This is a genomic window from Nostoc sp. (assembly GCF_036917235.1).
Lineage (GTDB): Bacteria > Cyanobacteriota > Cyanobacteriia > Cyanobacteriales > Nostocaceae > Nostoc.
Genome location: NZ_JBALDU010000034.1, coordinates 109,569 through 122,150 on the forward strand (window position 1 = coordinate 109,569; position 12,582 = coordinate 122,150).

Annotated in this window: 9 protein-coding genes and 1 pseudogene; 4 read left to right on the forward strand and 6 right to left on the reverse strand. The window is 42.7% G+C overall.

The features are described 5' to 3' along the window. Positions 1–31 precede the first annotated feature (31 nt). A pseudogene (locus tag V7K44_RS11900) lies at positions 32–1,468 on the forward strand (hypothetical protein); the annotation flags it as partial. A gap of 139 nt (positions 1,469–1,607) precedes the next feature. On the opposite strand, the gene V7K44_RS11905 reads toward V7K44_RS11900, so the two are convergent. Continuing rightward, positions 1,608–4,076, reverse strand: a complete 2,469-nt coding sequence (locus tag V7K44_RS11905; protein ID WP_334931624.1) for a HEAT repeat domain-containing protein — start codon at positions 4,074–4,076, stop codon at positions 1,608–1,610. A gap of 67 nt (positions 4,077–4,143) precedes the next feature. Between V7K44_RS11905 and V7K44_RS11910 the strand changes: the two genes are divergently transcribed. Further along, positions 4,144–4,269: a hypothetical protein gene (locus V7K44_RS11910; RefSeq protein ID WP_334931626.1), complete on the forward strand. Its 126-nt coding sequence runs from the start codon at positions 4,144–4,146 to the stop codon at positions 4,267–4,269. On the opposite strand, the gene V7K44_RS11915 is transcribed toward V7K44_RS11910, so the two are convergent. Then, a complete protein-coding gene (locus V7K44_RS11915; RefSeq protein WP_334931628.1) occupies positions 4,260–4,697 on the reverse strand; it encodes a GNAT family N-acetyltransferase in 438 nt (145 codons plus the stop codon). The two genes, V7K44_RS11910 and V7K44_RS11915, sit on opposite strands and share 10 nt — an antisense overlap. 154 nt (positions 4,698–4,851) lie before the next feature. Between V7K44_RS11915 and V7K44_RS11920 the strand changes: the two genes are divergently transcribed. Beyond that, positions 4,852–6,297, forward strand: coding sequence for a RecQ family ATP-dependent DNA helicase (locus V7K44_RS11920; protein ID WP_334931630.1), 1,446 nt, complete (start codon positions 4,852–4,854; stop codon positions 6,295–6,297). Positions 6,298–6,392: 95 nt separating this feature from the next. On the opposite strand, the gene V7K44_RS11925 is transcribed toward V7K44_RS11920, so the two are convergent. From V7K44_RS11925 to pheS, 4 genes are all read right to left on the reverse strand, one after another. Then, a complete protein-coding gene (locus V7K44_RS11925) occupies positions 6,393–8,387 on the reverse strand; it encodes a calcium-binding protein (protein ID WP_334931632.1) in 1,995 nt (664 codons plus the stop codon). A gap of 797 nt (positions 8,388–9,184) precedes the next feature. After that, a complete protein-coding gene (locus V7K44_RS11930) occupies positions 9,185–9,688 on the reverse strand; it encodes a hypothetical protein (protein ID WP_334931634.1) in 504 nt (167 codons plus the stop codon). Between the two features lie 308 nt (positions 9,689–9,996). Continuing rightward, positions 9,997–10,212 carry a hypothetical protein gene (locus tag V7K44_RS11935; protein ID WP_334931636.1) on the reverse strand — a complete coding sequence of 72 codons (216 nt, stop codon included), beginning with the start codon at positions 10,210–10,212 and terminating at the stop codon, positions 9,997–9,999. A 44-nt stretch (positions 10,213–10,256) separates the two neighbouring features. Then, positions 10,257–11,249, reverse strand: coding sequence for a phenylalanine--tRNA ligase subunit alpha (gene pheS / locus V7K44_RS11940; protein ID WP_334931638.1), 993 nt, complete (start codon positions 11,247–11,249; stop codon positions 10,257–10,259). Positions 11,250–11,549: 300 nt separating this feature from the next. On the opposite strand from pheS, the gene surE reads away from it, so the two are divergent. Continuing rightward, positions 11,550–12,356 carry a 5'/3'-nucleotidase SurE gene (gene surE / locus V7K44_RS11945; RefSeq protein ID WP_292738935.1) on the forward strand — a complete coding sequence of 269 codons (807 nt, stop codon included), beginning with the start codon at positions 11,550–11,552 and terminating at the stop codon, positions 12,354–12,356. Positions 12,357–12,582 lie beyond the last annotated feature (226 nt).

Below are 12,582 nucleotides of genomic sequence, written 5' to 3' on the forward strand. Positions count from 1 at the left end.
GATTTGTTGAGTTTAATTACTCGACGCTCACAGCCGAGTGCTAGAACAATATCGGCAAAAGACTCAAAAAAACCTTTGGCATACCCTGCCTAATGATGGTTACATTCATCAAAATTTAGTTTGGCATTTAGAAAAGGCTCAACGGGTAGAAGAAATTCACTCCTTATTGCGGGAGGAGTCACAGACAACAAGCAATGGCTGGTTTGAAGCGCGAGAAAAATTAGGACAAGCTGGGGGTTACATCACAGATATTTCTCGTGCTTGGGAATTAGCAGAAGCAAATTGGAATGAATTAATTTTGCCGCAAGTTGTAGGTTTGCAGTGTCGCTATGCTTTGATTAGTGCATCCCTGAATAGTTTGGCAGCTAATATACCAGTAAATTTATTTCTTGCCTTGGTCAAAAACAACAAGTTGACTCCCGAACGAGGACTAGCTTACGCCCTGCAAAACCCAAAGCCACAAGAGAAAATCAACTCGCTGACACAACTAGTCAACTATTTGCCACCAAATCTTCAAGAATTAGCACTGCAAAAAGCCCTTGCTGCTGCCACGGCGATTCAGGATGAGTCGAATCGTGCCAAAGCCTTGAGTGCCTTAGCTGACAAACTGCCACCAGAGTTATTGCCACAAGCCCTTGCTGCTGCCACGGCGATTCAGGATGAGTGGAATCGTGCCAAAGCCTTGAGTGCCTTAGCTGACAAACTGCCACCAGAGTTATTGCCACAAGCCCTTGCTGCTGCCACGGCGATTCAGGATGAGTGGAGACGTGCTGATGTCTTGAGTGCTTTAGCTGACAAACTGCCACCAGAGTTATTGCCACAAGCCCTTGCTGCTGCCACGGCAATTCAGGATGAGTGGAATCGTGCCAAAGCCTTGAGTGCCTTAGCTGACAAACTGCCACCAGAGTTATTGCCACAAGCCCTTGCTGCTACCACGGCGATTCAGGATGAGTCGAATCGTGCCAAAGCCTTGAGTGCCTTAGCTGACAAACTACCAGATATATTGCCACAAGCCCTTGCTGCTGCCACGGCAATTCAGGATGAGTGGAATCGTGCCAAAGCCTTGAGTGCCTTAGCTGACAAACTGCCACCAGATATATTGCCACAAGCCCTTGCTGCTGCCACGGCGATTCAGGATGAGTGGAGACGTGCTGATGCCTTGAGTGCCTTAGCTGACAAACTGCCACCAGAGTTATTGCCACAAGCCCTTGCTGCTGCCACGGCGATTCAGGATGAGTCGAATCGTGCCTATGCCTTGAGTGCCTTAGCTTTTGGTTTTTCACAAATGCCAGCTGCCGAACTTTTTCCCCTTTGGCAAGATACACTTCATAAACTATCTCTTCGCACTCGCCCTGATTTGTTGCAAGATATCAAGGTATTGTTTCCAGTTATCTTTGCATTAGGTAGTGAAGCAGCAACGGCAGAAATTGCCCGCGCTATTGTGGATGTAGCGCGATGGTGGCGGTAATTTAACAGGGATTTACAATGCCCCTACTCAGTATCCATTCAAATAATTATTGCTATAAAGAATAAACAATAAATTTCAGTTGAATGTATATCACTACCCAGGAAGAGGAATTTAGCTATGCTTACATCAATGCGATCGCTCATGGTATTACTTGCACAGTACTAACTGATGTGACTAAAGATGTAAACCCAGCCAGTTTACCCAACTTCTGGGGTACAAAGTCCGTTTCTTTGCTACCTTGAACCTCAGATAAGTAGCAATCTCGCACCGCCAACAACAAGCCTTTAATGGCATCTTGTCTGCCTGTTTTGACTAAATCATCTGCCTTTTTGAAAAAATGCGATCGCCATTTGCCATCGTTATTCCCATACAATTCGATTAAATACCACCCTGCAAGATACTCAGCTAAAGGATCAAGACAGAAACGGATTCTATCTTTAGCAGAACCGATAGTTTGAATCAGGTGCAGGCGCTTTTCTAGATAATCTAGGTGTGCTTCGGGATTGTCAATACCCGAATCTGCTAATGCAACAATAGCATCTGCACGCTTGGCGGTTCCTGGCTGATAACTTTGTTGCAAGCATTCCCAAGCTATAATTTTGGCATTTTGATGAACAGTGCGATCGTCAAATTGCTCGTCTGTAACATCACGATTGAGTTCATTGATATAACCCAGCATCAAATTCGGGATATTCTCTGGCAATGCAGAAATATTCGATGCAACCTCTCTACTGGTGATTAACTGTTCCGCATACAGTTTCGCCAGCAAAACAGTGATATTATTTTGACCTACCATCAGAGACAGGCGGTTGCAAGCGTCAAAAAATTCCTGGTCAGTAAAGCGATCGCGTTTACCTCGCTGCATGAGATAAGCTTCCATAAAGGACGATAGTTTATTCGCCTCAATTCGCAAGGGTTTAATTATCGTCTTATTAACCCGCCCCAGCTTTTCCTCAATTCGGGAAGTAATAACCAACGCATTCACCGGAAACTCTGGCGACTCCGGTTCAATTGCTTCTCGTGTAGTGGCATTCATTTCAGAGAACCGGTCTACAATCACTAGAATGCGTTTCTTTCTTAACAAACGTAACAGTAACTCTTGACAAATTGGCTCTGGTTCATCAATTAAAGCTTGCAACTGTCCTCTGATGGCTTCTAAAAGCGGCGACTTACCTTCAGTTACCCGAAATTCCTCTTCTAACAGCACAGGTAACATCAAATGTGTGCAGAGTTGTTGGTCTTCATCCTCAGCCATTGCCCATCCAGCGATTCGACACGCTAAACTGGTTTTACCTACACCACCTTCCCCACCAACTACTAGGCAGCTACGTTGTTTCTCGAAAGTTGAGCGCAAATTCTCATTCATCAGTTGGGGAACTGTTGTACCATCCAGAACAACGGGAATCGGAATGTAACAGGCGCGACTGCTAACTGTATCCTTTTTGGGAAATTGTTCGCGGGCTGCTTTGATATATTTAGCTACCCATGCATCTAATACTCTGGGATGGTAATGAAACCAGCCAACAAATAGCACATATCGCAGAGGTACATTAACGCTGATAAATGGGAGAGAAAAATCTGTGTAGGGTTTGAGGGCGTTGTTAATTTTCAACAACCATAAAGGGACTATCCGCAAGAGAATTAACCAAATAGAAGGCAATAAGATAACATAAGCGGCAATTCCCAAAAGTAATTTATGCTTAAATAACGATTCCAGAACTCTATCAAAGAGGCGAGTTTCTTTTTCTGCTTTCAAGGCATTGAGAGGGCGACGTATCAGCTTAATGTCCGTCTCTGTGAATTTATCTTTGTATTTTTGTATAGTTGCTAATACTTGCTCAAAGTCTGAGATGACTTTCTGCAACTTGGAGGTAGGTAAAGCATTTGCTTTATCCTGAAAGCCTGCCGCTATTCCTCCTAAACCTTTGATAGCACCTAAACGCACGTAAAACTGGTTATCATTCAACAGGGCAATTAAATTCGGGACAGAAGATACTGCTTCTGTACCCATTGCACCCAGAGCATAGGCAGAATTGTAACGTACAGTCGGGTTTTTATCTTTTAAGGCAGCAGTTAATACTGGGACAGCTACTTTCGCATCTACACCAATTTTTCTGAGTGCAGAAGGAACATAAATGCGAACGAATTGCTCCTTGTCTTGTAATGCCGCCATCAACGATGGAACTGCTGCTTTGGCTGCTGTACCAATATTTCCTAAAGCTAAGGTGGCGTACAGGCGGACTTGTCCATCCTCATCCTGCAATGCTGTACTTAAGGCAGAAACGGCTGGTGCTGCTTCTGCACCCAAATCTCCTAAAACCGAAGCCGCGTGCCAGCGAAGATTACTATCTTGATTTTTCAAAGCTTCAATCAGAGACGGCACTGCTGGGGAACCGATATTAACTAATGCATCTGCTGCAAGGCTTCTGATGTGGGCATCGTTATCTATCAGCTTCTCAATCAGGGGAGCAATTTTGCTGTCAGTAGTGATTTGCGCCCAACTATTGCTTGTATATAGTAGGAACAGTGTCAGGCATAAGACAACCACCTTGAGCGCACTAAGTAATACTTGTCTGGTATGCTTTGTCATTGAATCGGATTGAATCACCCGATGAACAACTCCAGTCAGAGAAACTATACCTAGATTGTAATCTAACTGTCAATGCGGGTTAGCGATGTCTACGATGGTCACTGAGCCTGTCCTGAGCGTAGCCGTTGGCGCAGCCTCTCGTAGAGAAGGGCGCAGCCGAAGTGCGGGCTACGCCTACGCACTGGTTTACCCCCGCTTTGCTCAAGCTTGATTAGCATTATGATTTAAACGCATCATAATTTTCTCTGGTTCTGTCAAATTTTTAAAACCATAACGGCGATAAAGTCCATGAGCATCTTTTGTGCCTAACAACCACCTTTGAACATCTTGCAATTCTGGATATTCTAAAATATATTCTACAAACCATTTTCCTAAACCCTGTCCTCGATAAGGCTCCAGAATAAAAACATCTTTTAACAACGCAGAAGTTGCATAATCAGTGATGACTCTTGCAAAGCCAACTTGTTGATTATCTTCATAAAGTCCAAAACATAAAGAATTTTGTATTGACTTTTCTACAGTGGCTAACGGGATGTTTTCAGCCCAATAGGAAGTTTGTAAAAAATCATGAATCATTTGAATGTCTAATTTAGATTTATCGGTGTTGATGTAAAATCGATGTTTTAATTCTTCATTCATCTCGCTACATCTTTTATTTAATAGGTTGAAAAATTATAATTCATTCTTGGGGTCAGTGGTTTGTAGTGTCAGATGATGAAATTACTGAACCATTAGCTGGATAACAGAAGCTATATTCAGCATTCAAGGATATGGGTGCATATAGTTATTGATTATGAATCAGCCTACAACAAAATCTTGGCAAGAAGTTCGTGCAGCTTTCAAAACAATCTGGGGTTATGAAGATTTCCGTCCACCACAGGGAGAAATTGTCAGCAGTTTACTAGCACAAAAAGATGCGCTGATTATTATGCCCACAGGTGGTGGGAAGTCGATTTGCTTTCAACTTCCCGCACTCCTGCAAACAGGATTAACTTTGGTAGTTTCGCCCTTGGTGGCGTTGATGGAAAACCAAGTTCAGGAATTACTACAAAGCAAGCAAAAAGCAGCACTTTTGCATAGTGAATTATCTTCATCTCAACGCCGTGCAACGCTGCAAGCTTTAGAACGCCAACAACTAAGATTACTTTATTTGTCACCAGAAACTTTGCTAAGTGTCCCAGTGTGGGAAAGATTATGCCACCCGCAATTGCAAATTAATGGCTTAATTTTAGATGAAGCTCATTGTTTGGTGCAGTGGGGTGATACTTTTCGTCCAGCTTATCGCAGATTAGGGGCGGTGCGTCCGGCATTGCTCAAATCAAAACCACCAGGAACAAAAATTAGTATCGCCGCTTTTACTGCTACTGCTGACCCCTCAGCCCAAAAAATTATTCAAACAGTTTTACAATTACAACAACCAGAGATTTTCCGCTTGAATCCTTATCGTCCGAACTTGCATCCCAGCGTTCGCATCGCTTGGACACCACGAGGTAGGAAACAACAATTATTAAAGTTTATTCAAAATAGACCGCAACAATCGGGATTAGTTTATGTTCGCACTCGGAGAGATAGCGAAGATTTAGCTGAATGGTTAGCAGAGATGGGTTACGCTACAGCTAGTTATCATGCGGGATTGGGTGCAACAGAACGTCGTGCAGTGGAAGCAAGCTGGTTAAGTGGTAAAATACCATTTGTGGTTTGTACCTGTGCGTTTGGCATGGGGATTAATAAAAGTGACGTTCGCTGGGTTGCCCATTTTCACGCGCCACATCTGCTATCTGAATATGTGCAAGAAATAGGCCGTGCTGGAAGAGATGGGAAACCAGCCGAAGCGTTGACGTTGGTAAGTGAACCTACGGGGTGGTTAGATTCAGGGGATAAGCAAAGACAGGAGTTTTTTCAACAACAAATGCGATCGCAACAACAAATAGCGCAGCAACTTGTGAAAAAATTACCAAAACAGGGAGAAGTGAATGCCGTAACCCGACAATTTCCCGAAGGTGCTACAGCCTTAGCTTTACTCCACAGCAATGGTCAGTTAAACTGGCTTGATCCTTTCCATTACACCATAGGGCAAAAAGCGGGAAATCAGCCACCAACTCAATTACACGCTGCTAAACAAATGCAGCAATATCTGACTACAAAGCAGTGTCGTTGGCAGTTTTTATTAAATGCCTTTGGTTTTGACAAAGAAGCAGCTAACTTGCGTTGCGGACATTGCGACAATTGCCGTCAATAGGTCACGCCAAGGACTAGTCCCCAATCCGCTTGGGTTAACGATTGTTTGTACTTGGCGCTGTCTTCGCTAAAGCGCCAACTACGAACCTATCAAATCTATTCAAAAACCACAAAATTGTTGTTGGTTAATGACAATCCTGCTGATAGTTGTGCAAATTTTACCTGAGTAAACCCAGATGCACTACCATCTTGGTCAAAGAACAATGCACCTGTAGCGCTGTTGTAGATAAATCGCTCTTTGCTAGTGGTTGCAGATGTTCCGATTGTAAACTGACTTGCTGAAAGTGAACCTATTGATAACTCACCACCGCCAAACTCACCGCCGCCAAAACCGTAAGACGATACCTGAATCAACTCACTAGTAACGTTGAAGTCATAAAGACTATCAACACCTTCGTTGTAACTATTGAAAGCAAAGGTATCAGTACCAGCCCCTCCAGAAAGGGTATCATTGCCATTGCCACCTCTGAGGATATCATTGCCATTGCTCCCCACAATGTTGTCATCGTAGGCTGTACCTGAGATATTTAATCCTTCGATATTCTTGTAATTAACCCGATATGTGCCTGCGGTAATTGAGCCAGTGTTACTAGTAGCATTGAATGTCGAAGTGATACCCCCTGTAGCCAAGCTGTAATCGACTCTCAACAAATCGTTACCCTTACCCCCATCTACGGTTTGAGTCACTAAATCAGAGGGGGCAGTATCTGGAGATGTGGGACTTAGATAGAAGGAATCATTGCCATCGCCCCCAGAGAGAAAATTATTGCCTGTTGAAATGTCAGCATACAATTTATCGTCACCAGCGCCTCCATTGAGCGTATTATCGCCTGAGGAGAGTAAATAATAATCGTAGGGGACGACATAGCCAGAGGTGGACAGAGTATCATTGCCATCACCACCAGAGAGTAGGTTATTGCCTGATGAAAAGTCAGCATACAATTTATCGTCACCAGCGCCACCATTGAGAGTGTTATTGCCTGAGGAGCTAAAAGTATACATTCTATATACATCAGAGCCAGAGGTGGTGAGAAAATCGTTGCCATCGCCCCCAGAGAGTGAGTTATTGCCTTCTGAACCCTGAGCATTCAAGGTATCTTCACCAGCGCCACCGTTGAGGGTGTTATCGCCTGAAGATTTAAAAAAACTGTATCCGCTGCTATCAGTAATGTCAGAGGCGTAAAGAGAATCATTCCCATCGCCCCCAAAAAGTAAGTTGTTGCCTTTTGAAGCCCCAGCATTCAAGGTATCGTCACCAGTACCACCGTTGAGGATGTTATTGCCTGTTGAAAATTCAACATTGCCCGTAGAATTTTCAACAATATTCAAGTAATCGTTACCAATACCACCAACGAGGAAGTTATTGCCCATATCACCCTTCAGGGTGTCATTCCCCGCACCACCAAGGAGAGTATCATTCCCCGCACCACCTCTCAAAATGTCGTTGCCACTCATGCCGTCAATGATGTCATCGCCCCCCTGAGCATTGATAACATCATTTGAGTTGTCAAAGCCGTTAACATTATTGTTCAGGTCGTTAAGGAAGGTGACTGTGTTCTTATTGAAGATAGTGCTTTGAGTGGAGTTGGCATTGAAAACATCAAAGCTGTCTGTGATACTAGTCTGCCCATCAAACAGAAAATTGCCCAAGTTTACAGTGGCTCCTGTAGATTTACTGAGGTTATCCAGATTTTCTAGCGCAAAGTTTTGCAGGATGACTAGGGGACCAGCAAACCCTGGTTCATAACTATCATCGATCACCCCTTCAAAGTTGATTTCCAAATTGTTGCCATTCTGGGTCAGCAGCAAATTTTGGGCAGTGAAGCCAGCACCTTGGAATTTTAGGGTATCCACTTCGGCAATGACTGCTGTCGAGGGATTTATGCCTTTACCTATGCCACCAAAATCGGTGATGATATGATTGCCATCGTACAAGTTGTAAAAAAATTCATCCTTGCCGCCTCCACCAGTCAAAGTGTCGTTTCCATAGGAATCTCTGATGATATCGTCACCAGCTTTACCGTTAATCGTATCGTCCAAGTCGCTGCCTATTAGGGTATCATTACCGTTGGTTCCAATGATATTTGGCATAGTTTTTACCTACGTAAATTATTTTTTCAGTAACTTTCAGTTCTCAAACTGCTGTTTGTGCTGTTTTCGGGCACAAAAAACTCGCCGAAATTTGACGTTTTCGGCATACTTTATCAGTCACTCTTGAGGAGCAGAATATTTCTCGAAGATTCACCCTTTGAATAGCTTTGATGTAACACTTTTCTAACCATCTCCAACTATCTAAGCCTTAAGCGCTGTACAAATTAATGAGGGTGTGAATTAACGATAATCGGTTATTTCAGGCTAAATTAATCATCTTTGTTCACTATAAATAAGTGAACAAGTATCAAAAAATCTGACAATTGAATGCCTAAAATTCACACTTGATATTTAGTTTCTTGCCAGCGTCTAAGTCCTACTAGAAGAGAAAATAATCAACTATTGATTGGCAAATAGATTTTTATACCCTCCTCGCGGGCAATTCTGCATAGATGTTTAGCTTTAAAATAGAGAATATTTAATAACCTGACACTCACTATATACTACCGTATTTACTTAGATATTTTGCTTCAAGATACAAAAATGTATCTTCTTCATATTATTTACCGATAAATTTACGTAAAAATATTTTGTTTATGTACTATTAATGTTTTAATTGTCCCTCTTCCCGAAGGCTATTACAGATTGATATAACATTTGTAAACCAATAAACCCGCGATCGCAGAAGAGTTTCTCGCCAAATACTTAGATGGTAGATTTGAACCTTTAGGAAATATTCAAGATCATTCAGGAATAGTTAAATAAAGCCTCAAAAATCAAAAGGTGGTTAGATAAACTTACTGAACACCTTGATGTTTGTAAGCCCGAAGTCTAACAATGTATTCAAGCACTTTCGACTGAACCTCATTGAGGAATTTTTCTTGATTTTTTTCAATATCAAGTTTTCTAGCAAACTCAACTTCTGAAATAATCTCCTGGCATTCATCTATTGTTGCCCCATTTACTGCTCCATATAGTATCCCGGTTGGATATTCATGAATACAATTCTGAAGCGATCGAATCTGAACACTTAGTAAGTCTTTATGTACTTCATTCTTGTTGGGAGCGAGCAAGTAACATTCTTTCAGTAACCCATAGTCTGTTTTAAAGTCAATCTGCTTGTGGAGATGCTTTGCTTTATAAAAATTGTTGGCTGTACGAGCAAGCCACAAAACTGACCAAGGATCGCGCTTTTGATAACCACTAAGAAGAACAGGAAATACAACCTGTTCATAAAGCTCATAGCGAATTTCATATTCATATTCGCATTCTTGATTTTCTAGAAACTCGTGAGTCCACAATTCTTTTTCGGTAAATGAAGTAAATGAAGTAATAAACTGCTGAAGGTGTTGTCTGGCTTGGGTGCGAAAACCAAGTGTTTTACAATGTAAGTATTATTTGTAATACTCAAGCTCCATATATATTAACTTTCCGTAGTTTTGACCACAGTCACACTTACAGCTTTAAGCACTATGAGTCTGCAACAATGGATAAAATGGATCGGCGGTTAGGAGTGCTAACCGCTCTTCAATTCGCTCTTGCAATTCTGGCTGTAGTCGTACCAATCGCTTAAATGCTCGTTTATACGATGATGCCAGAACTACAGTTCTTACTTACGTAACTCATCCATTATTTGAGTAACAGTTCCACGGAACACTTTTACCGACTGGTATTCTACTTGTGCTTGAGCGATATTAGCAGCAATTTCAGAACGCCACCGTTCTGCCAACCGATGACTTATCAGATCAATTAATGTTTCTTGTTCATCTACTGATAAATTTTCGATAGTTTCTAGAACTTGATCTAACCTGGAAATTGAGGTCATTATTTATTGTTACCCTGCTTACAGTACATAACTATTACGTATGCCTAGAATTGCTGCAAAAACCGCAAATCACTAGCATACAAACGACGAATATCATCGATTTGGTGTAACACCATTGCAAAGCGTTCTACACCAAAACCAGCAGCAAACCCTGTATAAATTTCTGGATCGTAACCCACCGACTTAAGTACATTTGGATCGACCATACCGCAGCCCATCACCTCCAGCCACCGCCCATTCCACTGCAAATCAACTTCAGCCGAGGGTTCAGTAAACGGGAAATAACTGGCGCGGAAACGAATTGGCAAATCGCCAAATATTGCTTGTAAAAATACTTTAATTGTGCCTTTGAGGTCTGTAAAAGTTAGTCCCTCATCAATGGCTAAAAGTTCTATTTGATGGAAAACAGCCGAGTGAGTCGCGTCTACATTATCTCGCCGATAAACTCGCCCTGGAGCAACAACCCGAATGGGTGGTTCTTCTCTTTCCATGTAACGAATTTGCACTGACGAAGTATGAGTCCGCAGAAGATTCCCATCTGGCAGGTAGAAGGTATCCTGCATATCACGGGCGGGATGGTCAGGCGGGGTGTTGAGAGCCTCGAAATTGTAGTAATCTGTTTCCATTTCTGGCCCTTGAGCCACGGTATAGCCCATACCAACAAAGATATCCAGTGCGCGGTCGATAATGCCGTTGAGGGGATGAATGCGACCTTGGGGGCTGTAAATACCCGGCATAGTTACATCCAGAGTTTCCGCCTCTAGCTGTACCTGAATTTGTGCGGCTTCCAGGGCGACGCGTTGCTGGTCTAGACTAGTTTGCAGGGATTCTTTGACTGTATTGGCGATCGCTCCAATTTTTGGCCGTTCCTCTGCACTCATTTGCCCCATACTTCGCAACAGTGCCCCCAGTTCCCCTTTTTTACCCAGATAGTTAACTCTGAGTTCCTCCAGACGTTCTAGGGTGTCGGCGGCTGCGATCGCTTTTTCTCCTTCTTGCCGCAGTGCTAAAAGTTGAGCTTCTAAATTGCTAGTCATTAGTTATTAGTCATTGGTCATTAGTCATTAGTCATTAGTCTATAGTCAAAAGCTTTAAAGTAAGCAAAATTCCGCCACACTATCTAGCGAGTATAAATATTTTTTTGCTGCTTGTGACCTCAGACATTGACAAATGGCTAATAACAAATAACTAATAACTAATGACCAATGACTAACTAATACAACTCTTGGAGAGGCTGCGCCAACGGCTTCTCTACGAGACGCTACGCATAGCTTGCTTCCCCGGAGGGGTACGCTCAGTACAAGTAACCAATGACCAATGACTAATGACTAATGACCATGAAATTACTAATTAGCAACGATGATGGCATTTCTGCCCTGGGGATTCGTACCCTAGCCAACTACTTGGCAGAGGCTGGTCATGATGTGAGTGTAGTTTGCCCAGATCGAGAGCGATCGGCAACTGGACACGGGTTAACTTTACACCAACCCATTCGCGCCGAAATTGTTGAAGAGATTTTTCATCCTGCTGTCAAAGCTTGGGCTTGTGATGGTACGCCTTCAGATTGCGTCAAATTGGCGCTGTGGGCTTTACTGGAAACTCCCCCCGATTTGGTTGTCTCTGGTATTAATCAAGGTGCGAATTTGGGAACTGAAATTTTGTATTCTGGCACTGTTTCTGCGGCAATGGAAGGTTTAATTGAAGGCATTCCCAGTGTGGCGCTGAGTCTTATGAGTCACACATCTAAAGACTTTCAAGCTGCTGCTAAGTTTGCCACAGTTCTCGTAGACCAGTTAGCCCAAAAACCGCTGCCAGATTTAATGTTGCTCAACGTCAATATTCCTGCGGTCAAATGGGAAGAAATTGCCGGAGTTGCTCTCACCCGTCAAGGCATACGGCGTTACATTGATGTATTTGATAAACGAGTCGATCCTCGTGGAAAAACGTACTACTGGTTAACCGGAGAGGTAATTGAGGATGTGGAACCCCCAAGCGGATTAAATCTGCCTCAAAATGTACCTACAGATGTGGAAGTTGTACGTAAAAACTACATCAGTATTACTCCGTTACAATACAATCTTACTTACGCAACTGGATTAGAGAAATTATCGGAGTGGGAATTCAATTTTCCTGGAATCATTTGATTTATCAGGACAAAAATGTGGTTATTCAAATGCATCACGGAAAAATGTAGGCTATAACGTAGGGGCAATCTTGAAATAACCGATACACATTCACCCCAAAACCTGGGAAATTCTCACTGACGTATTTCATTCACATTTACACAATCAGCCAGAAACAGGATATGCTGTTTTACCAAGAAATCCTCCCTCTAGCAAAATCGGAGAGACAGCATAAACTCAGACAAAA

Coding starts and splice junctions, on each gene's coding strand:
- V7K44_RS11910 (WP_334931626.1), top strand. CDS start 4,144: ATGTCTACGATGGTCACTGAGCCTGTCCTGAGCGTAGCCGTTGGCGCA.
- V7K44_RS11915 (WP_334931628.1), bottom strand. CDS start 4,697: ATGAATGAAGAATTAAAACATCGATTTTACATCAACACCGATAAATCT.
- V7K44_RS11920 (WP_334931630.1), top strand. CDS start 4,852: ATGAATCAGCCTACAACAAAATCTTGGCAAGAAGTTCGTGCAGCTTTC.
- V7K44_RS11925 (WP_334931632.1), bottom strand. CDS start 8,387: ATGCCAAATATCATTGGAACCAACGGTAATGATACCCTAATAGGCAGC.
- V7K44_RS11935 (WP_334931636.1), bottom strand. CDS start 10,212: ATGACCTCAATTTCCAGGTTAGATCAAGTTCTAGAAACTATCGAAAAT.
- pheS (WP_334931638.1), bottom strand. CDS start 11,249: ATGACTAGCAATTTAGAAGCTCAACTTTTAGCACTGCGGCAAGAAGGA.
- surE (WP_292738935.1), top strand. CDS start 11,550: ATGAAATTACTAATTAGCAACGATGATGGCATTTCTGCCCTGGGGATT.